At 34.7% G+C, this 20,361-nt stretch carries 20 protein-coding genes and 1 riboswitch; of the genes, 17 read left to right on the top strand and 3 right to left on the bottom strand.

The window, feature by feature from the left end:
- The first annotated feature begins 30 nt into the window (after window positions 1–30).
- From fabD to pckA, 3 genes are all read left to right on the top strand, one after another.
- Complete coding sequence (fabD, locus tag OEW74_RS05385) at window positions 31–906, top strand: ACP S-malonyltransferase (RefSeq protein WP_265427531.1); 876 nt, start codon at window positions 31–33, stop codon at window positions 904–906.
- Window positions 907–917: 11 nt separating this feature from the next.
- Complete coding sequence (locus OEW74_RS05390) at window positions 918–1,823, top strand: GYDIA family GHMP kinase (RefSeq protein WP_265427532.1); 906 nt, start codon at window positions 918–920, stop codon at window positions 1,821–1,823.
- Window positions 1,824–1,950: 127 nt separating this feature from the next.
- Window positions 1,951–3,567, top strand: a complete 1,617-nt coding sequence (gene pckA, locus OEW74_RS05395; protein ID WP_102978855.1) for a phosphoenolpyruvate carboxykinase (ATP) — start codon at window positions 1,951–1,953, stop codon at window positions 3,565–3,567.
- 130 nt (window positions 3,568–3,697) lie between these two features.
- Here pckA and OEW74_RS05400 read toward each other — a convergent pair whose 3' ends face one another.
- Both OEW74_RS05400 and OEW74_RS05405 read right to left on the bottom strand, forming a co-directional pair.
- Window positions 3,698–4,105 carry a type II 3-dehydroquinate dehydratase gene (locus OEW74_RS05400; protein WP_265427533.1) on the bottom strand — a complete coding sequence of 136 codons (408 nt, stop codon included), beginning with the start codon at window positions 4,103–4,105 and terminating at the stop codon, window positions 3,698–3,700.
- A gap of 28 nt (window positions 4,106–4,133) precedes the next feature.
- Window positions 4,134–5,117, bottom strand: a complete 984-nt coding sequence (locus OEW74_RS05405) for a helix-turn-helix domain-containing protein (protein ID WP_265427534.1) — start codon at window positions 5,115–5,117, stop codon at window positions 4,134–4,136.
- Window positions 5,118–5,448: 331 nt separating this feature from the next.
- Here OEW74_RS05405 and OEW74_RS05410 point away from each other — a divergent pair, with 331 nt between their 5' ends.
- The 11 genes from OEW74_RS05410 (at window position 5,449) to OEW74_RS05460 (ending at window position 16,978) form a co-directional block, all read left to right on the top strand.
- The gene (locus OEW74_RS05410; RefSeq protein WP_265427535.1) at window positions 5,449–6,699 is read left to right on the top strand and encodes a hypothetical protein; all 1,251 of its coding nucleotides are present in this window, start codon (window positions 5,449–5,451) and stop codon (window positions 6,697–6,699) included.
- A gap of 240 nt (window positions 6,700–6,939) precedes the next feature.
- A riboswitch (SAM riboswitch) is annotated at window positions 6,940–7,036 on the top strand.
- 83 nt (window positions 7,037–7,119) lie between these two features.
- A complete protein-coding gene (locus OEW74_RS05415) occupies window positions 7,120–10,029 on the top strand; it encodes a SusC/RagA family TonB-linked outer membrane protein (RefSeq protein ID WP_265427536.1) in 2,910 nt (969 codons plus the stop codon).
- 19 nt (window positions 10,030–10,048) lie between these two features.
- Window positions 10,049–11,542 carry a RagB/SusD family nutrient uptake outer membrane protein gene (locus OEW74_RS05420; protein WP_265427537.1) on the top strand — a complete coding sequence of 498 codons (1,494 nt, stop codon included), beginning with the start codon at window positions 10,049–10,051 and terminating at the stop codon, window positions 11,540–11,542.
- 119 nt (window positions 11,543–11,661) lie between these two features.
- Window positions 11,662–12,081, top strand: a complete 420-nt coding sequence (locus tag OEW74_RS05425) for a Fur family transcriptional regulator (RefSeq protein WP_265427538.1) — start codon at window positions 11,662–11,664, stop codon at window positions 12,079–12,081.
- Window positions 12,082–12,125: 44 nt separating this feature from the next.
- Window positions 12,126–14,072 carry a heavy metal translocating P-type ATPase gene (locus tag OEW74_RS05430; protein WP_265427539.1) on the top strand — a complete coding sequence of 649 codons (1,947 nt, stop codon included), beginning with the start codon at window positions 12,126–12,128 and terminating at the stop codon, window positions 14,070–14,072.
- Window positions 14,073–14,250: 178 nt separating this feature from the next.
- Entirely contained in the window at window positions 14,251–14,376 is a 126-nt protein-coding gene (locus tag OEW74_RS05435; RefSeq protein WP_265427540.1) for a hypothetical protein, read from the top strand.
- A gap of 47 nt (window positions 14,377–14,423) precedes the next feature.
- Window positions 14,424–14,786: a hypothetical protein gene (locus OEW74_RS05440; RefSeq protein ID WP_265427541.1), complete on the top strand. Its 363-nt coding sequence runs from the start codon at window positions 14,424–14,426 to the stop codon at window positions 14,784–14,786.
- A gap of 82 nt (window positions 14,787–14,868) precedes the next feature.
- Window positions 14,869–15,144, top strand: a complete 276-nt coding sequence (locus OEW74_RS05445) for a YHS domain-containing protein (protein ID WP_265427542.1) — start codon at window positions 14,869–14,871, stop codon at window positions 15,142–15,144.
- Entirely contained in the window at window positions 15,131–15,814 is a 684-nt protein-coding gene (locus OEW74_RS05450; protein WP_265427543.1) for an SCO family protein, read from the top strand. The genes OEW74_RS05445 and OEW74_RS05450 overlap by 14 nt, the downstream gene beginning before the upstream one ends.
- Before the next feature lie 116 nt (window positions 15,815–15,930).
- Window positions 15,931–16,605, top strand: a complete 675-nt coding sequence (locus tag OEW74_RS05455) for a superoxide dismutase (protein ID WP_265427544.1) — start codon at window positions 15,931–15,933, stop codon at window positions 16,603–16,605.
- A gap of 4 nt (window positions 16,606–16,609) precedes the next feature.
- The gene (locus OEW74_RS05460) at window positions 16,610–16,978 is read left to right on the top strand and encodes a hypothetical protein (RefSeq protein ID WP_265427545.1); all 369 of its coding nucleotides are present in this window, start codon (window positions 16,610–16,612) and stop codon (window positions 16,976–16,978) included.
- Here OEW74_RS05460 and OEW74_RS05465 read toward each other — a convergent pair.
- Entirely contained in the window at window positions 16,975–17,127 is a 153-nt protein-coding gene (locus tag OEW74_RS05465) for a hypothetical protein (RefSeq protein WP_265427546.1), read from the bottom strand. The two genes, OEW74_RS05460 and OEW74_RS05465, sit on opposite strands and share 4 nt — an antisense overlap.
- 384 nt (window positions 17,128–17,511) lie before the next feature.
- Between OEW74_RS05465 and OEW74_RS05470 the strand changes: the two genes are divergently transcribed.
- From OEW74_RS05470 to OEW74_RS05480, 3 genes are read left to right on the top strand one after another with little or no spacing between them, the layout of a single operon-like run.
- Window positions 17,512–18,339, top strand: a complete 828-nt coding sequence (locus OEW74_RS05470) for an MbnP family protein (RefSeq protein WP_265427547.1) — start codon at window positions 17,512–17,514, stop codon at window positions 18,337–18,339.
- Entirely contained in the window at window positions 18,332–19,378 is a 1,047-nt protein-coding gene (locus OEW74_RS05475; protein ID WP_265427548.1) for a cytochrome-c peroxidase, read from the top strand. Before OEW74_RS05470 ends, OEW74_RS05475 begins: the two co-directional genes overlap by 8 nt.
- A 12-nt stretch (window positions 19,379–19,390) precedes the next feature.
- Window positions 19,391–20,332 carry a transporter gene (locus OEW74_RS05480; RefSeq protein ID WP_265427549.1) on the top strand — a complete coding sequence of 314 codons (942 nt, stop codon included), beginning with the start codon at window positions 19,391–19,393 and terminating at the stop codon, window positions 20,330–20,332.
- Window positions 20,333–20,361 lie beyond the last annotated feature (29 nt).

Genomic DNA, 20,361 nt, shown 5'->3' on the forward strand with positions numbered 1-20,361 from the left:
TATATTTTGTATTAAACTTTAAATAAATAAATGAAAGCACTTGTATTTCCTGGTCAGGGATCACAGTTTGTAGGTATGGGAAAAGAATTATACGATTCCCGTAAAGACATTAAAGATCTGATGGAATCTGCTAACGAAATTTTAGGTTTTGATATTCTTTCCCTTATGTTTAGCGGGACAGATGAAGATCTTAAGAAAACGGAGGTTACTCAACCTTCAATATTCATACATTCAGTTGCTGCTTTAAAAGCGGTAAACGGTCTTGGTGCCGAAATGGTTGCAGGACACTCTTTAGGAGAATTTTCTGCATTGGTTGCCAATGGAGTTTTATCTTTTGATGACGGTTTGAAACTTGTTTCTGAAAGAGCTAAAGCAATGCAGGCTGCTTGTGATGCAAACCCAAGTTCTATGGCCGCAATTTTAGGTTTGGATGATGCTAAAGTGGAAGAAGTCTGCGCATCAATCAGTGGAGTAGTGGTTCCTGCAAATTACAATTGTCCTGGGCAATTGGTAATTTCTGGTGAAACAGTTTCTGTAGAAGAAGCTTGTGTTAAATTAAAAGAAGCTGGAGCAAAAAGAGCACTATTATTGCCTGTAAACGGAGCTTTTCATTCACCATTAATGCAACCTGCACAAGAAAGATTGGCTGCTGCAATTGAGAATACGAAGTTCAGAAAGGCAACTATTCCTGTTTATCAGAATATCACAACAACTGCGGTTACAGATCCGGATCAGATCAAAGCTAATCTTATCGCTCAGTTAACAGGCCCTGTAAAATGGACGCAGTCTGTTCAGAATATGATTAAAGACGGTGCTACAAATTTTGTAGAAGTTGGTCCTGGAAAAACACTTCAGGGATTAATCAAAAAAATTGATAGCGCAGTAGCATCTGCTTCTGCCATCTAATTAAAATAAAAATGGGCGAAATTTATTCACCGGGAAAGCTTATGCTTACTTCAGAATATTTCGCTGTAGACGGAGCTCTTGTCTTAGCGGTACCCACAAAGCTAGGACAGGAGTTTTTTTTTGAAGAAAAGCAAGACGGAAAATCGATTGTTTTCTGGGAAGCGTATCATCAAAACAAATTATGGTTAAAGGCTGTCATCGATTATAAGACATGGCAGATTCTTGAAACCAATATCAATCAAAGCGCAGAGTTTATTCTTAAGACTCTCAAAAATGTTCAGAGTCTTTCTGAAACTAAATTTAAAAGCACCGATACCTATCATTTAAAAACAAATCTTCAGTTTCCATCAGATTATGGTTTGGGAAGCAGCTCTACGTTGATGAATAATCTTGCGGAATGGTCACAGATTGATCCTTTTCATTTAAATTCTATAAGTTTGGGTGGAAGCGGATATGATATTGCGGTTGCTAATGCAAAATCTGCGGTGTTGTTTCAGAACAAACCTGAAATACATTTTGAGAAGATCAATTTCAATCCGAAATTTAAAAATGAGCTGATTTTTATTCATCTTAATCAGAAGCAAGATAGTCGTGAAGCAATACAACTTTACAGGTCGAAAATAAAGTCTCAAATTATAGTTGATGAATTTTCAAATCTCACAAGAAATATTTTATTATGTGATGAATTGGAAAATTTTTCAGAACTAATGATGTTACATGAGCAAAAAATTTCAGATTTTATTGAAATTCCGACAGTTAAGTCGAGGTTTTTCTCAGATTGCCCGAGTTTTGTTAAAAGTTTGGGTGCTTGGGGCGGAGATTTTGTAATGAGCTCAAAATTTGTAGGGTTTAAGGACTATTTTTGGGGAAAAGGTTTTACAACTATTTTTGAATGGGATAATATAATCAATTGTTAATCAATTTATTATATCTATTATTTTTTATTTGTCATTTTCGCTTATATGTTTATATTTATCCACGTTTAACAATTTGTTAATATTCGTGTTGTTAAACAAACAAAAAGAAAAAGAAAATATAAGTAAAATGAAAAACGCTAAAATCGTCCAAGATTTACAAAAATTAGGAATTAAAGGAGATTACGAATTAATTTATAATCCTTCATACGAAGAGTTATATCAAGCGGAAGTTTCACCTGAAAATCAGGGTTTTGAGAAAGCTGAACTTACAGAATCTGGCGCAGTATCTGTAAAAACAGGAATTTTCACTGGTCGTTCGCCTAAAGACAGGTATATTGTTCAGGATGATGTTACAAAAGATACTATTTTCTGGGATGGTAAAGTAAATTTACCTACAACACCTGAAATTTTCGAATCATGTAAAGATTTGGTATTAACTCAACTTTCTGATGCGAAAAAGATTTATGTAGTTGATACTTTTTGTGGAACCAATATTGACACAAGATTAAAAGTAAGATTCATCGTTGAAGTTGCTTGGCAGGCGCATTTCGTTACCAATATGTTTATCCGTCCTTCTCACTTTGAGTTAGAAAACTTTGGAGAGCCGGATTTTACAGTAATCAACGGGTCAAAAACTACAAACCCTAACTGGGAAGCGCAGGAATTAAATTCTGAAAACTTTGTCATGTTTAACCTTACTGAAAAACTTCAGATTATTGGAGGAACTTGGTATGGTGGTGAAATGAAAAAAGGAATGTTTGCAATGATGAATTATTACCTTCCGTTAAAAGGAATGGCATCAATGCACTGTTCTGCAAACGTAGGAGAGGAAGGAGATGTAGCGTTATTCTTCGGACTTTCAGGAACAGGAAAAACTACTTTGTCTGCAGATCCTAAAAGATATTTAATTGGTGATGACGAGCACGGTTGGGATAACAACGGAGTGTTCAATTACGAAGGTGGTTGTTATGCTAAAGTAATCGATTTGTCAGCAGAAAAAGAGCCGGATATTTTCAGAGCAATAAAAAGAGATGCACTTCTTGAAAACGTTGTGGTACACGACGGTGTTGCTGATTATACAGACGGATCTATCACTGAAAACACGAGAGTTTCTTACCCGATTTATCATATTAACAAAATTGTTTTACCTTCTAAAGCAGGTCACGCAAGTAAGATTGTTTATCTTTCTGCTGATGCTTTCGGAGTATTGCCTCCGGTTTCTATTTTAGATGAAAACCAGGCTCAATATCACTTCCTTTGTGGATATACTTCAAAATTAGCTGGAACTGAAAGAGGAATTACTGAACCAGAACCATCTTTCTCGCCTGCATTTGGTGAAGCGTTCTTAACACTACACCCAACAATGTATTCTAAAACATTGATTGGAAAAATGAAAGAACACGGTGCAAAAGCTTATTTGGTAAACACTGGATGGAACGGTACCGGAAAAAGAATTTCGTTAAAAGATACAAGAGCGATCATTGATTCTATCATCGATGGATCAATCGAAAAAGCTGAAAAAACAACTATTCCGGTAATGAATTTAGAAATTCCAACTTCATTGCCAAATGTTTCTGAAGGGATTTTAGATCCTAGAGATACTTACAGCGATGTTGCAGAATGGGAAGAAAAAGCAAAAGATCTTGCTGCAAAATATATCAAAAACTTCGAGCAGTATTGTAATACTGACGAAGGCAAAAAGCTGATTGCTTCTGGTCCTCAATTGCAGGAACAGACCATTTAGAAATAGTGAAGAAAGGCTCATCAAATTTGATGAGCCTTTTTTATTTTCGGTATTCTTTTAAAAATCTGCGTAATCTCCAAAATCTGCAAGAGCAAAATTCATTGAGCATTTTACACAATCATTTAGAGTTTTACTTTAAACTCAAAACCGCCAATCGATATCCTTCCATTCCAAAGCCGGACAAAACTGCATCCGTAGAAGCTGCCGTTACAGATTTCTGCCTAAACTCTTCTCTTTTATAAATATTGCTGATGTGAACTTCTACTTTTTGTTTCTGAATATTCTTTAAACAATCTGCAATTGCATAAGAATAATGCGTAAAAGCTCCAGGATTAATAACAACAGCATCAAAATCATCTACCTGAAGTCTGTTAATCAGTTCTCCTTCAATATTCGACTGATAATAATTCAATTCATGTGCAGGAAATTCGGACTTTAATTTTTCTAAATAATCTTCCATTGAAATACTTCCGTAAATTTCGGGTTCTCTCGTACCTAAAAGATTAAGATTTGGACCATTGATAATTAAAACCTTCATATAATGTAAATTTATTCAAATATAATATTTAAATATTGTTTTCACTACCTCTCTTGGTATTCTGAAAGTATTCTGAAGGTGTAATTCCTTCAATTTGCTTAAAAACACGATTGAATGTTGATTGATTTGAAAATCCTGCTTCTGTGTAAACATACATTAAAGTCTTTTTCTGGAAATCTACTTCTGTAAGCAATTTTTTCACATATTTGATTCTATAGATATTGAGATAATTGTTGAAGTTCGGATAACCTTTAAATCGAATAGCTTTCGAGATATAGTTACTGTTTATGTTTATTGCGACGCTCAACATAGACAAATTAAACTTGATATCTTTAAAAAACATATTTTCATTCATTGATTCTTCAATTTTAGAGAAAATTTTCTCTAAACCTTTGTTGTCTACATCATTGTTCTTTTGAGTAAATTCTTTAATGACTATTTTTTCTGTTTCTAATTCATATTCTGAATGATACGAAGTTTCCAACTTTCGTATTTTGTCTTTATAATAAACTAACATGGCAACTACTAAAATATTAGAAACAATCAAAATGGTGTCAGTGTTAATAACCTCTTTTAGGTTATGTTTTGGAAAATTGAGATTCAAACTATTTGCTAGAATATAACCAATTACAATAATAAGTAAAGTGTAAAATGTATAGTAATATGCTACTTTTTGATTAAAAAAAATGTTAGCTCCCAATGGAATAGGTAACAACCAGCAAAAACTTGCAACTGAACTATCCCAAAAAGCAAGCATCACATAAAAATTATATAATGGAGCTGTGATAAGATAACAATGAACAATAGTGCTAATAAGAAATTTTTTACGCACGAGAAGATAGCTGTATCCAAGAAAAATAATGCCTCCGCCTAAATATCGGCGTAAAATTTCATCATAAATATAGAATGTAAAGATTGCAGCATAAATACCTAAAATAATCATCATAAAAATGATGTATCTATCCACTAGCTCATACTTTAGCTTCTCAATTTGTTCATCTCTTGTGCTCATTTGTGTTCTAAATAAAATTATTTCAGAAAAACACAATGATTTATTGAAAAATGATTTGCTTAAATAACTGATTTTTAATAAAATAGCTTATTTAAGTCACTTTCGGATTATCATTGAGGAGAGTGGTTTTTGATTTAATATCTAAGATAACTTTGAATAAGATTGTTAGGCAAAATATCTGAGACAAATTTCTCCTTTTCCTCTGAAATTATAAAATATGAATGAAGTTAAAAAAAAATAATGAAGAAAAGATAAAATTTGAAGAATTTTTTTATCACCAGATTTTTTTTGATTTGCTTACTACAACAATTATTATGAAAACACAATTATTATGAAAACAATTATTTTATTGATAACAAATTTTGCTTTTGTATCAATGTTTTCACAGGTAGGTGTTAATACCTCAAATCCTCAAGGAGTTTTTCATGTAGATGGAGCAAAAGATAATGCTGCTACAGGGGTTTCGACAGCTGCACAACAATCTAATGACTTTATAGTGTCTACGGACGGAAGTGTAGGTATTGGAACAAATACACCAAATTCATCAGCTATTCTTGACGTAAATGTCGACGGTTTGCCGTCTGGAAGCAAGAAAGGTTTTCTCGGTCCAAAAGTAGCTTTAGATTCCTACACAGACCAAATGACGATATCTTCCCCAGCAACAGGATTGCTTGTTTATAATTTGGGAACAGGTGGTCTTACATATAATGGTTATGTTTTCTGGAATGGAGCAGAATGGAGAACATTTAATAATGGCTCTCTTGCACCCGGCATTGTGGGAAGTATTACTTGTAATGCTGTTACGCTTTCTCCAAATACTTATACTTCAGGAGTTTCTTATACGGGTACAATGAATGTTCCTTATACAGATGGTAATGGTGGCGTGTATCCTGCTCAGGTAATTGGACCTGTAAATGGGCTTACTGCAACTTTATCAGCGGGAAATTTTAATTCTGGTTCTGGAGTACTTAGTTATATAGTTTCCGGAACACCTACAGTTACTAGTCCTGTTTCTACCACTTTTTCTTTATCAATTGGTGGTCAGTCTTGTGATGCAACAATTGGTGCAGGTGGTGGTATTTCTCCTGGAGAATTGATTTTTTATCACTCTTCTATATCTCGTAAAACATCTTCATTTTTGCTGAGTCAGTATCTTTCAGATCTTCCGGTATTGAATAATACTTTTAGAATTGATGCTTTTATAGGAGCTCCCGGTGCATTTGACGGAACTGGAGCAAGTACTAATATGGATCCGCGTATTTATAATATTACAACATCTAATGCTAAAGTGTGGATTTCAGAAGTTTCTACTCATACAGGCGATTCTCATGGAGCGAATTTATTGATTTTGCCAAACAATTACGCACAATTTGATGATGGTGTTTACCTTACTCAGGGAAGAAATGAAACTGTAACTTTCGATGTTACTACCGCCGATAACAAATGGTACAGAGTCTACTATGTTTTACGTATTGACAATAAATCAATTGCCACAGGCAATGGTAATGGCAATACAACTTCTGATCCTTCAGTTGCAGATAATACTTTGGAAGTTTTTATTTCAATACAGCGATTATATTAGAATTAAAAGAATATTTAAATGAGAAGTTGTCTTAAAAAGGCAACTTTTTTTTGTTTTATGTTATTGTGTTATTTTTAATGATATTTATCATATTTGAGGATTTGATAATTTTTATAACTCCTTATTTTAGTGTTTTTTAAGAGAAAAATAAGTTAATTTTTACTAAATAATAATTTGAAATCATAAAGTCTACTTGTTTTGTAGACTAATTGTTTTTAGATTTGTAAACATATTTCGATCGGCTTATAAAGAAAGATGGAGGGAACTGACCCTGTGAAATCTTAACAACCTGCTCTTTGCAAGGTGTTACATTCAGCCTTTAAAGGAAAAATAAGCAATTGGTTAATCGTATTTATCGATGCCCTTTGCTGTCTTTTCTGCAAAGGGTTAATTTTTAAAATTTGATAAATGAAATGAGTTATGATTAACAAAAATTTAATTAGTTCTAAAGCTTGGATTCCACCTGTTGCAGTGTTTTTCTTAGGAATCATCAACATAAATGGTCAGGATGTCAAAAAAGATACACTTCGCGAACAGGATATAGATGAAGTAGTAGTTGTCGCTTACGGAAAAGCGAAAAAAACAAGTTACACAGGTTCAGTGGCAACAATTTCTAGTGAAAAAATAAACAACAGACCCGTTACCAATATTACCAAAGCTTTGGAAGGACAGGTTCCGGGTCTTCAGGCGGTAAGTACTTCAGGACAACCGGGTGCAACGGCATCTATCCGTATTCGTGGAATTGGTTCGGTGAGCGCTTCAAGTAATCCTTTATTTGTCGTAGACGGAATTCCTTTTGATGGGAATATCAATTCGATAAGCCCGAATGATATTGAATCGATCAGTGTTTTGAAAGATGCTACAGCAAGCTCAATTTATGGTTCAAGAGGAGCCAACGGAGTAATTATTATTACAACAAAATCCGGAAAAAAGGGTGAGGCTAAAGTGAATTTTAATATCAGTCAGGGTTTTTCTACAAGAGCGGTTAAAGATTACGAGCAGGTAAATACAGACCAGTATTTTCAGTTGTATTGGGAAGCTTTGAGAAATGGCTACAAATCGAGCCAGGTTACTTCTCAACAGGCGGCACAAATGGCGAGTGATAATTTAGTTTCTGCTTTAGGAATCAATCCTTATGGTTCAAGTTATGCAAAACCAGTTGGAACTGATGGAAAACTTTTGTCTGGAGCTAATGCTTTATGGAACGACGACTGGAGAGATATTCTTCAGAGAGTGGCGGCAAGAAGCCAGGTAGATTTAGATTTCAGTGGCGGAAGCGAAAAAAGCAATTACTTCTTTTCATTAGGATATTTAGATGATAAAGGAATTGCTATTGGATCAGGATTTACAAAATACAGTACGAGACTTAAAATAAATTCTGAAGTCAAAAAATGGTTAAATGTTGGGGCTAATTTAAGTTATACCAACAGCCTTCAGGAAGCGCCACCTTCTTCAGATTCCAGAACGGATAATATCATAAATGCAGCAAGAGTAATTCCTTCTTTTTATCCTTATTACGAAAGAAATGCGGACGGAAGCCACCGATTAGATGCCAATGGAAATTATATCTACGACTTTGGAAAATACCGTCCTACAAGTGCTTTGCAGAATCAAAATGCGGCAGCGACGTTACCTTTAGATAAAAATGAAAACAGAGAAGATAACTTTTCAGGAAAAGGATTTTTAGACTTTACTTTCTTACCGGAATTAAAGTTTAAATCTAGCTTTTCTGTTGATTTGGTTAATTACAACGGCCACTTTTATTCCAATCCTTTGATTGGGCAAGGAAGCGAAATCGGTGGTTCGGTAACAAAAACAAACTCAAGAACGCTGTCTTATACGATCAGTAATATTCTGACTTTTGATAAAAAACTCAACCAGCATCACTTTAATATTTTAGCCGGACAGGAATTTTATCATTACGAATTTCAAACCATTTCAGGAAACAGAAGCCAATTTTCGCTTCCCTATTATTATGAGCCAGATGCAGCAGCTTTGTTAGGAGGATTTAGCGGAAACAGTGACAAATTAGGTTTGTTAAGTTATTTAGGGAAAGCGGAGTATGATTTTAAAAATAAATATTTCATTTCCGGATCGGTAAGAGCAGATGGTTCTTCAAGATTTTCACCTGAAAACAGATGGGGAACTTTCTGGTCAGTTGGTGGATCATGGAAAGCATCGAGCGAAAATTTCATTAAAGATTTAAATATTTTTGATCAGTTGACGCTTCGTGCAAGTTATGGAGGTCAGGGAAATGACAAATTGAGTACGTATTATGCCTACCAAAGTTTGTACACATTTTATAATAATCTTGGTGAAGGCGGTACGGTTGCAAGCAGACTTCCTACTCCGGATCTGAAATGGGAAACCAATCTCAACTTAAATGTGGGGTTAGAATTTGCCATTCTGAAAAACAGAATTAAAGGTAATGTAGAATATTTCCAGCGTCAGAGTAAAGATCTTTTGTTTGATATGCCTTTGGCTCCGTCAGTTGGTTTTAGCGGTTATCAGGCAAATATCGGAGAGTTAAAAAATACAGGTTTTGAATTTTCTCTCTTTACGACTCCTGTTAAAACAGATGATTTCGAATGGAATGTTGATGTGAATCTGAGTACTTTAAAAAATGAAATTACAAAGCTTCCGAAAGGTTCAATTGTTAGTGGAACAAAACGTTTGCAGGTTGGAGGTTCTATTTATGATTTCTTTATTCCTGAATGGATGGGAGTTGACCCGACTAACGGAAATCCGCTTTGGAAAACAATTAGTACAGATGCAAACGGAAATACAGTAGAAGGAACAACTTCAGAGTATGCAAAAGCTACAAAAACTCTGCAAGGTTCTTCTTTGCCTAAAGTAATGGGTGGTCTTACAACCAGCATCAGATATAAAGATTTTGATTTTTCAGGATTGCTGACTTTCAGTTTGGGTGGTAAAATTCTCGATACCGATTATACAATGTTGATGCATAATGGAAGTGCTGCAGGAAGAGCATGGAGCTATGAAATGTTAAACCGATGGACTCCTGAAAATACAAATACAGATGTTCCGGCTTTAAGTACAACAACCAATAACTGGACTTCCGCTTCTTCGAGATTTTTGTATTCAGGAACGTATGCAAGAATTAAAAATGTAAGCTTAGGATATACACTCCCGTCTGATTATTTTGAAAAGATTGGGTTGAAAAAACTAAGAGTGTATGTTCAGGCAGAAAATCTTTTCACATTCTACAAACATAAAGGAATGGATCCTGAGCAAACTTTAGACGGAACAACCTACTACAGATATCCTGCAATGAGAACCGTAACTTTTGGTGTACATGCTACGCTTTAACATATTTAAAATTTAGACAATGAAAAAATTAATATACATATCTTTTGCTTTAATTGCTTCGATTTCTCTGGTAAGCTGTGAAAATGATTTGGAAACGGCTCCGACAAATCAGGCGGATGAAGCTGAAATTTTCAAGACTGCAGAAAGCGCCGAAACGGTAATCAACGGAACCTGGGCAAAATTTAATGATGACGGAACAACGTATGCCAATATTGGATATTCCACAGTGTTAAGAACTAGCGATGCAATGGGAAGTGATGTTGCGGTTTTAACCAATAAATATGGTTTTCCATCAGCTTATGCGTTCACTGATCTGGTGAATAATACAGGGGGTAGATCACTTTATATCTGGACATCTTTATATTCTGTTATCAATAATATGAATAACGTGATTGCAAGAATTGATGCTGCAGAAGGAACTCAGGAAAAGAAAAATCAGGTGAAAGGTCAGGCGAAAGCTTTGCGTGCTTTCTGTTACTGGAATCTTGCAAGTTTCTATCAGTTCAGTTATTTAAAAGATAAAAATGCACCAACGGCTCCAATTTATACAGAACCGGCAACCACCAATTCTGTAGGAAAGAAAAAAGCGAGTCTTGAAGAAATTTATAATTTAATTAAAAGTGATTTGACTGATGCCAACCAATTGCTTCAAAATTATACAAGAAATAATAAAGATAAGATTGACCGTTCTGTAGTCAACGGGCTTTTAGCAAGAGTATATCTGAATACCGGAGAATGGACCAAAGCTGTAGCTTCTGCACAAATTGCGAAAACCGGATTCCCTTTGATGAATGCCGAAAAATATAAAGAAGGCTTCAACGATATTACCAACGGAGAATGGATTTGGGGACACGCACAAACTCAGGAACAGTCTGGTGAAAGCTATGCATTCCACTATTTGGATGTTTCATCTTCGGGAAGTTATTATTACAGCTTTATGGCAGATCCTTATTTTAAAGATTTGTTTGATACCAATGACATCCGCTATTCTTTATTTTCTTGGGACGGTTTGCCAGGAAGAGAGGGGCTCTTGAGATATGCTAAATTTAAGTTTAAAGCTAATTTAATTGCCGATATCGTTTTCATGAGAGCTGCAGAAATGTATTTAATTGAAGCTGAAGCTGAAGCAAGAAGCGGAAATGTTACGAATGCAGTCACTGTTTTAAATCAACTAAAAACGACAAGAAATGCCAATGTTTATAATGGTTCTCTTGCAAAGAATGATGTCATTAAAGAAATTTTGACTGAAAGAAGAAAAGAATTGTTCGGAGAAGGTTTCTCTCTCTTAGACATCATCAGAACACAGGGTAAAGTAGAAAGAAAGGCGTATGTAAACTCAAGCGGGCAACCGATTCAGGTGCAGGTCACAACTCCGGATGGTACAGTAAAAACTGTTAATGGAAGAGGGCATTCTATCTTTGCTTTTCCTGATCAATCGGCTTTTGCGCCTAACAGCAGATATTATTTGTTTTCAATTCCGCAGAAAGAAATTGAGAATAATCCAAATTTATAGTTTTGATTTTATTTTGGAGTCTTTGTAGAAATGCAAAGGCTCTTTTTTTGATTTAAAACATTAAAATATATTCTAAAAGGCTAACTTTGAAAGACTCTCACCAATGAAAGTCTTATAGTATGAAGCAAGAAATCGAAAATAAGCTCATCGACAAAAATACCAAACCTACAAGCATCAGGATTTTGGTGTACGATTTTTTAAGTTCACAAGAAACAGCTTTGTCTTTGTCAGAGATCGAAAACTATTTTGAAAATGCAGATCGAACCACAATTTACAGAACATTAAAAACCTTCGAAGAAAAAGGAATTGTTCACAGCATTCAGGAAAATTCGACCACTAAATATAAATTATGTCATGATGATTGTAACGAAAAAACGCATAAAGACTGGCATCTGCATTTCTACTGCAAGATTTGTAAACAAACGACTTGCAAAGAAGATATTTCTTTCCCCGAAAGCATGAAAACCAATTTTAGGATTGATGAAATAAGGCTTTTTGCGAAAGGTATTTGCGAAAACTGTTTCGAAAGTTTGCAATAGTATTGCATTCGTGTTCACGGTACATTTGTTTAAAATTATTTGTTATGGAAGAATGTTGCACTACAAAACCTAAAAAAGAGCATAATCACGAAGGTCACGACCATGATCATTCTCACGAGGTTCAAGACAAATCGACTCTTCAGCTTTTTTTGCCGGCAATCATATCGTTTGTTTTGCTTTTAATCGGAATTACGTTTGATAATTTCATTGAAAACAATTGGTTTAACGGTTGGGTGCGTCTTGTTTGGTATTTGATAGCCTATATTCCTGTGGGAATTCCTGTTTTAAAAGAAGCTTATGAAAGTATTGTTAAAGGCGATGTTTTCTCAGAATTTTTCCTGATGGGAATTGCTACAATCGGTGCTTTTGCGATTGGAGAATATCCTGAAGGTGTTGCGGTGATGTTGTTTTATTCGGTGGGGGAAGTTTTTCAGGCAATGGCAGTTACCAAAGCGAAAACCAATATTAAATCGCTTCTGGATCAGCGTCCTGATGAAGTGACCGTTTTAGAAAATGGAACTCCCAAAGTAATAAAAGCTGAAAAAGCGAATATTGGAGATATTATTCAATTAAAATCTGGTGAAAAACTGGGTTTGGATGGCGAATTACTTTCTGAAAAAGCCTCTTTCAATACCTCCGCTCTTACCGGAGAAAGCAAACCGGATACAAAATCTAAAGGTGAAATGGTTTTAGCCGGAATGATTAATTTAAATACAGTCAGTCAGGTAAAAGTCACAACAGCTTATAAAGACAGTAAACTGAGTAAAATCTTAGAAATGGTTCAGAATGCGACCTCTCAAAAAGCTCCGACAGAATTATTCATCAGAAAATTTGCTAAAGTTTATACTCCTATTGTTGTATTTCTAGCGATTGGAATTACTTTTTTACCTTACTTTTTCGTTGAAGAGTATCAGTTTAAAAGTTGGCTGTACCGAGCGTTGATTTTCTTAGTGATCTCTTGTCCTTGTGCATTGGTGATTTCTATTCCATTGGGTTATTTCGGTGGAATTGGCGCCGGAAGTAAAAATGGAATTTTATTTAAAGGAAGTAATTTTCTGGATGTTTTGGCAAATGTTCAAAACGTTGTGATGGATAAAACCGGAACGATGACTGAAGGAGTTTTCAAAGTTCAGGAAGTAAACTTTGGAAACGAATTTAATAAAGATGAAATTTTAAAACGGGTCAATGCGCTTGAAAGCCAGAGTACACATCCTGTAGCAACAGCCATTCATCAGTTTGTGGGCGAGATCGATCATTCTATTCAATTAGAAAATGTAGAAGAAATTGCCGGTCACGGTTTAAAAGCAACGATTGCCGGAAAAGAATTATTGGTTGGAAACTTTAAGCTGATGGATAAATTCAACATTAGCTATAATTTAAAAACTGAAAACATTGTTTATACTTTAATTGCAGTTGCGTACGATAAAAAGTTTGTGGGATATCTTACCATCGCAGATTCCATTAAAGAAGATGCTCAGTTAACGATCAATAAATTAAAAGCACTGAATGTAAAAACCACGATGTTGAGCGGTGATAAAACTTCTGTTGTACAATTTGTAGCCAATGAATTGGGAATTGAAAATGCTTTCGGAGACTTACTTCCCGAAGATAAAGTAAATAAAGTAAAAGAACTGAAAGCAAAAAATCAAACCGTAGCTTTTGTTGGTGATGGAGTAAATGATGCTCCTGTTGTCGCTTTAAGCGATGTCGGAATTGCAATGGGCGGATTGGGAAGTGATGCAACAATTGAAACTGCCAATGTCGTAATTCAGGATGATAAACCGAGCAAAATCCCAATGGCGATCAATATCGGAAAGCAAACTAAAAAGATAGTTTGGCAAAATATAATTTTAGCATTTGCGGTAAAAGCTATTGTTTTAGTTTTAGGAGCAGGAGGCTTGGCAACGATGTGGGAAGCTGTTTTTGCCGATGTGGGTGTTGCATTACTGGCAATCTTAAATGCAGTAAGAATTCAGAGAATGAAATTTTAATAATGCTGGAAGACGGAAGCTCGATGTTGGAAGTTTAAAAGCAGGCTGCAACAATTTATATTTGGTTTTATCAATAGGGATGGGCTTTAGCCCGCCCTTAAAAATATCAATCTTCCATTGGCTTTAGCCAAAATTTATCTCACGCAGATTTTGGAGATAGAGCAGATTTAAAAAAACAATGCAGACATCTACGCAAATCCGTGCGATCTGTGGGAATTTTAATGAAGACAATTATCCACATCAAAAACTTCCATGTTTCAACATACAGATTCCATTTGTAAAACTGACTTTCATCATAAATTAATGCAGAAACAAATTTTGTACACTATATTTGTACTAAAGATTTGATACTTGAAGTTTTTCTTATCCTTTTTCATCGTATTTACCATTGCAATTCGTCCCGTTTTGCCAATGTTAAATTATGCGATCAACTACGATTACATTGTAAAAAATCTTTGTGAAAATAGAAAAATCATAGAGTCTGATTGTAAAGGAAAGTGTTTTGTAAAAAAAGAGTTGGCAAAAACTGAGAAGGAATCTAATAATGCTCAGAATATAAAGATTGCAGGCTTAGATGTTTTTTTATCTAATAAAATTCTGTCTTTTTCAAACATCGGTAAAGCTGATTTAAAATCAGAAAAGCCTAATTCAAATCATATTCAATTACATTCTTCAGAATATTTTTCCCGAATATTCCATCCTCCTTTAGTTTAATTTATTTAACCTGAAACTTTAGTTTTGATTTTTATCAAGGCTTATATTCATATTAATTAAACTTAATTTTAAATTCTATTTAATGAGATCTAAAGTTATCTTAACAGCATTATTGTCTGTTTCATTATTAGCCTGTGCGCAGGAAACGCCTAAAGTAAAGCATAAAAAGAAAAATACAACTACAAAAACGACTACTCAAAAAGTAAAGTTTGCCAACGCCATCGATCCGATCTGTGAGATGAAAACGGAAGACGATATGAAAGACACGGTAGTTTACAAAGGAAAAACGTACGGTTTTTGCAGTAGCTACTGTAAGGATGAGTTTAAGAAAAATCCTGAGAAATATGTCCAAAAATAAAAAGACCGAAAGCAGCGCAAAAAAGAAGATTATTATTCCGATTGCGGTTATTGCATTGTTGTTTTTGGGAATTGGTGTTGGGATGAGCTATTTTAAAAGTAGTCTTTATACGGTGATGAAAGTTCCGGATTTTGAGCTGACGGATCAGAACAGTAAAAAAATCACCAACAAAGATATGCTAGGAAAAGTATATTTAGTAGAATTTTTCTTCAGCAAATGCCCTACAATTTGTCCGGTGATGAATACCAATATGAGATTTATTGAAGATGAGATCAATGATCCCGATTTTGGAATTATTTCAATAAGCATCGACCCTGAAAATGATACTCCAGAATTATTAAAACAACATGCGCTAAAGATTGGAGCAAAATCTCCAAACTGGCATTTTCTGACAGGTGACCGAACTTATATTGGAGATCTTGCTGATAAATTTGATATTTACGTCGGAGATAAAGAAGATGAAAGCGAAAATCTCAATCACAGCGGAATGATTGCTTTAGTTGATAAAGAAGGGAATATCCGTTGCAGATACAACAAAGAAAATATGCCGATTCTTTACTATTCAGGGTTGAATTATGAAGACGCCGAAGGAAAAATCCCTAAATTGAACGGGAAATTTCATCCCGACAGAGAAATTTTAATCGAGGATATAAAGAAATTATTGAAATAAGGAAGAAAGCCTGAAGCTGGATGCGGGAAGTCAATAACAGACTACAAAAACTTCTATCTTCCATCACCCATCTTCCAGCAAAAAAAATAAATGTTAAACCATATAAACAAAAAGTTATGAAGATTTTTAAAATCGCTGCACTAAGTGCGGTTTTTGCGGCGCAGTTTGCGTTTGCACAGTTTAAGCAGACGCCTTTACCGTACGCATACAATGCATTGGAAGGTAATATCGATGCACAAACTATGGAAATTCACTATTCAAAACACGCAGCGGCTTATGTTGCCAATTTGAATAAAGCAATTGCCGGAACTCCACAGGAAAAGCAAACTTTATTTGAAATTCTTTCAAAAGCAGGAACTTTACCAATGGCTGTAAGAAATAATGCGGGAGGTCACTACAACCACGAGTTGTTCTGGACGGTTCTTACACCTCAAAAAGACACAAAACCATCTGCAAAATTAACAAAAGCAATCAACGATGCTTTCGGAAGTATGGATGCATTTAAAGAAAAAATGAGCAAAGCTGGAGCAGACCGTTTCGGTTCGGGTTGGGCTTGGCTTTCTGTTGATAAAAACGGAAAATTATTCGTTTCTTCAACGCCAAACCAAGACAATCCTTTGATGGATGTTGTAGAAGAAAAAGGAACTCCAATCTTCGGAATCGATGTTTGGGAACACGCTTATTACCTGAAATATCAGAACAAAAGAGCGGATTATTTAACTGCAATCTGGAATGTAACCAACTGGAAAGAGATCAGCAGAAGATATGACGAAGCATTAAGCAAAAAATAATCTTTTGAATTTAATTTGCAGCATATTTCTCACCTTTTTCACGGTTTTCAGACCTCTGATTCCGTTGGTGGAGTATGCTGTAAATTATCAATATATCAGCGAAGAACTCTGCGTCAACAGGAAAAATGTTATGCTCAACTGTAATGGTAAATGTTATCTTGCTAAAGAATTATCAAAAACCACCGATACCGATTCTTCACCTTTACACAAAACAAAAAATTCAGGACAAAAATTACTCGACATCTACGTCCTTCCTGAAATTATAGCCGTCAATTCCACAGAAAAGTCAGTCTTTTCTACAACCAATTTCCTTTACAAAACAGGCTACTCGTTTCTGTTTTTAAAACACATTTTCAGACCGCCGGTTTTTTAGTATTCCTTTTTATTATTTTGGGCGATTCCCTTTCCATGGCTTTTCCAGCCGCTTGGGTCGGGCTGTCCGCTCATATCTTTTTTTAGATTCTTCCTTGCGTCAGAATCCAAAAAAAGGATAACCGCTTCCATCCCTATCGCGATGAGCATACCAACATAATTTGAGTTCAGGTTAAATAATGAATATCGACAGTTATTTATTTAACGCAAAAATCTATTTAAAATAATTATGATTTAAGTAAGCAAAGAAGAATCAATAAATTAACTGATAAAGCTGTCGTTCACGCTTCGTGATGCAAATTTATTTGCCTTTGCTTTCTAAAATATAAAGTTTAAACACAAGAATCTTTGCGTAAAAAAATCTTTTCAAATTTTAAAGATTACAAACGGCTATCAATATTTCTTATCCTGAATTAAACTAACATATTTATCACTAAAAAATCAAAAATGAAATCGCCTTTGCTGAAGTTCGAAAGCAATCACTATTTGTATAGGCGATTACATATGACAATTAAAAAAATTAGAAACTTACATATGAAAATTTATAAATTTTTATCATTATTCTTTATAGTCTTTACTTTTTTCACTTTTACGTCATGTAGAAACAGCGATGAAGAAGATTCATCACCGGAAACAAAAGGAAAACTTCAGCTCAAATTCGAAAACGGTTTCAATAATTTAGGAGATATTGTTCTCAATCAAACAACTCAAACTTCTTCAAACGGACAAAAACATCAGTTTTCAACATTAAAATACGTTATCAGCAATATCAGTTTAATTGATGAAAACGGAAACGAATTCAAATACAACGAAAATAATCCCGACAAAGGTGCTTTCATCATCAATCAGGAAAAAGCTGTTGCCGGAATTGTGTATGTAGATTTAGATGAGGTTCCAAAAAACAATTATAAAAAAATAAAATTCGGATTGGGAATCAGTCAGAACGCGTATTTACTCGGACAAAACGGACAGGCAGAATTCTGGGAAAAAGCTAAAAAAGAAAGTCTCACTTGGTCGTGGGCTGCAGGATATATTTTCGTGAAGTTAGAAGGAAAATACGGAACAGGTTCTGCCAACACAGAATTTATGAATCACACCGGAAACATGGGAAATGTTACCGCAAACAATACTCCGGATTTATATCGTGAAGTAATTTTAGACCTTCCGACAACGGCGAGAGTTTCTACGAGTATAAAACCTTCCATTCATATTTTGGCAGATCTTAATCAATATTTAAGCGGAGAAACATCTTTAAATCTTTCTTCGACAAATGATATGGCGATGGGTTCTAATCAGCATTTGGTGAATGTTACAAATAATTTAACCAAAATGTTTAAAGTAGACCATGTTCACAATGATTAAGCAGATCTTTAAAATTGGGTTCGTTTTAACTACTTTTCTGAATTTCATCTCGTGTTCAGATGAAGTTATTCAGCCTTTAGAAAAAGATGAAGCCGTTCATTTGGAGTTTCCATCTTATTTTCCGGAAATGACTTTCGACCCAGCAGAAAATCCTATCACAAAAAATGGAGTGGAGTTGGGAAGAAAATTATTTTATGAAGGCAGACTTTCCAGAAACAATACGATTTCATGCGGTTTCTGTCATATTCAGGAAAATGCATTTACCCATCACGGTCATACGGTAAGTCACGGAATCGATGACAGATTAGGAATCAGAAATGCACCATCCATCCAAAATATGGCGTTTTTAAAACGATATATGTGGGATGGCGTGATTCATAATTTAAATCAACAACCGATTATTCCGATGACGGATGTCAACGAAATGGATAGCTCGATGCCTGAAGCAATTGCAAAACTCAGCAAAGATGAGGTTTATAAAAAATTGTTTAAACAGGCTTATGGAGACGAAAATATTACTGGAGAAAGAGTTTTAAAAGCATTGTCTCAGTTTATGGCTACTTTAATTTCCGCTGATTCAAAATATGACCGTTTCAAGCAGGGAAAAGAAAAATTAAACTCTGAAGAATCTCAAGGAATGGCTTTGTTTCAGCAAAAATGCGCGTCGTGTCACAGCGGAGAACTATTTACCGATGAAAGTTTCAGAAATACCGGAATGTATTACAATACGCAGTTCAAAGATGCAGGACGATATCGTGTAACGCTGGACCAAAATGACTGGATGAAATTCAGAGTTCCGAGTTTGAGAAATGTAGAATATACTTCGCCTTACATGCACGACGGAAGATTTTATACGTTGGAAGCAGTGCTCAATTTCTATTCAGATAATGTAGAAGATGATCCCAATCTTGACCCGCAACTGAAACAGAATGATCATATCGGAATTGCGATGAACGCTCAGGAAAAACAATTCATTATTGCTTTTCTAAAGACCTTATCTGACAAAAGTTTTATTTCTAATCCCAAGTTTGCGGAATAAATTTTAATTAAAATGAAGAAGATACTTTTAATCTTAAGTTTGGTTTTATTTAATTTAAATCAGGCTAAAACGATCAATGACAGTTTATATATTCCAGATAATCTGAGTGAAATTTTATTTAATGAATGTGATGCTTGCGGATGTGCTGCCGGAAACGGCTCTTCCGGTTTTGAGTCGCTCTTGAATCCTCAGTTTATTGGAATTAAATATTTTGCTCAACATTATAAAGCAAAAGAAAATTTATTTGTGAAAGATTTAACCCAGGATCAGTATTTCAATACCATTCAGATTTGGGCTAAAGTTCCTTTAACTCAAAAATTAAGTGTTTATGCAAGTTTACCGTTTCATTTTCATGAAAAAAAAACTTTGCAGGCCGACATTAATATTAACGGGATAGGTGATTTTAATCTGATGGGAATTTATAAACTGATCAATTCAAAAGACAATGCGCATGAGTTGAATGGTGGAGTAGGTGTGAAAGTTCCACTCGGAAAATTTGATGAAAAAGGAGTTTCAGGAGTTAATCCAAGTTTTCAGTTGGGAACCGGAAGTTGGGATTATCAGGCTGTTTTGAATTACAGATTTCAAAAAAATAAAGTGGCTGTTCTTCTCAATACCGATTATACCATCAAAACTGAGAATAAAAAACACTACCAGTTTGGCAATCAATGGAATTATTCAGCCACCGGATTTTATCAAATTTTTAGAGATGAGAAAACTATTATCTCTGGGAAAGCAGGTTTGCAGGGAGAAGTTTATGACAAAAACCGTCAGTATAATGAAAACCTTCCGAAAACAGCAGGAAGTGCTTTGTATGGAAAAATGGGTTTTGAAGCTTCCTTTAAAAAGTTGAGTATGGGAACAGAATTAATGCTTCCTACTTACACCAATTTGGCAGCAGGAGATATTGAGGCGAAATCCAGATTCAGTGTTTTTATCAACTTTGGGATTTAAATAAAAAAATAGAATTTTAGGAAAAGCCA

It is taken from the genome of Chryseobacterium sp. YIM B08800 (assembly GCF_026163565.1).
Taxonomy (GTDB): domain Bacteria; phylum Bacteroidota; class Bacteroidia; order Flavobacteriales; family Weeksellaceae; genus Chryseobacterium.

Coding starts and splice junctions, on each gene's coding strand:
- fabD (WP_265427531.1), top strand. CDS start 31: ATGAAAGCACTTGTATTTCCTGGTCAGGGATCACAGTTTGTAGGTATG.
- OEW74_RS05390 (WP_265427532.1), top strand. CDS start 918: ATGGGCGAAATTTATTCACCGGGAAAGCTTATGCTTACTTCAGAATAT.
- pckA (WP_102978855.1), top strand. CDS start 1,951: ATGAAAAACGCTAAAATCGTCCAAGATTTACAAAAATTAGGAATTAAA.
- OEW74_RS05400 (WP_265427533.1), bottom strand. CDS start 4,105: ATGAAGGTTTTAATTATCAATGGTCCAAATCTTAATCTTTTAGGTACG.
- OEW74_RS05405 (WP_265427534.1), bottom strand. CDS start 5,117: ATGAGCACAAGAGATGAACAAATTGAGAAGCTAAAGTATGAGCTAGTG.
- OEW74_RS05410 (WP_265427535.1), top strand. CDS start 5,449: ATGAAAACAATTATTTTATTGATAACAAATTTTGCTTTTGTATCAATG.
- OEW74_RS05415 (WP_265427536.1), top strand. CDS start 7,120: ATGATTAACAAAAATTTAATTAGTTCTAAAGCTTGGATTCCACCTGTT.
- OEW74_RS05420 (WP_265427537.1), top strand. CDS start 10,049: ATGAAAAAATTAATATACATATCTTTTGCTTTAATTGCTTCGATTTCT.
- OEW74_RS05425 (WP_265427538.1), top strand. CDS start 11,662: ATGAAGCAAGAAATCGAAAATAAGCTCATCGACAAAAATACCAAACCT.
- OEW74_RS05430 (WP_265427539.1), top strand. CDS start 12,126: ATGGAAGAATGTTGCACTACAAAACCTAAAAAAGAGCATAATCACGAA.
- OEW74_RS05435 (WP_265427540.1), top strand. CDS start 14,251: ATGCAGACATCTACGCAAATCCGTGCGATCTGTGGGAATTTTAATGAA.
- OEW74_RS05445 (WP_265427542.1), top strand. CDS start 14,869: ATGAGATCTAAAGTTATCTTAACAGCATTATTGTCTGTTTCATTATTA.
- OEW74_RS05450 (WP_265427543.1), top strand. CDS start 15,131: ATGTCCAAAAATAAAAAGACCGAAAGCAGCGCAAAAAAGAAGATTATT.
- OEW74_RS05455 (WP_265427544.1), top strand. CDS start 15,931: ATGAAGATTTTTAAAATCGCTGCACTAAGTGCGGTTTTTGCGGCGCAG.
- OEW74_RS05465 (WP_265427546.1), bottom strand. CDS start 17,127: ATGCTCATCGCGATAGGGATGGAAGCGGTTATCCTTTTTTTGGATTCT.
- OEW74_RS05470 (WP_265427547.1), top strand. CDS start 17,512: ATGAAAATTTATAAATTTTTATCATTATTCTTTATAGTCTTTACTTTT.
- OEW74_RS05475 (WP_265427548.1), top strand. CDS start 18,332: ATGATTAAGCAGATCTTTAAAATTGGGTTCGTTTTAACTACTTTTCTG.
- OEW74_RS05480 (WP_265427549.1), top strand. CDS start 19,391: ATGAAGAAGATACTTTTAATCTTAAGTTTGGTTTTATTTAATTTAAAT.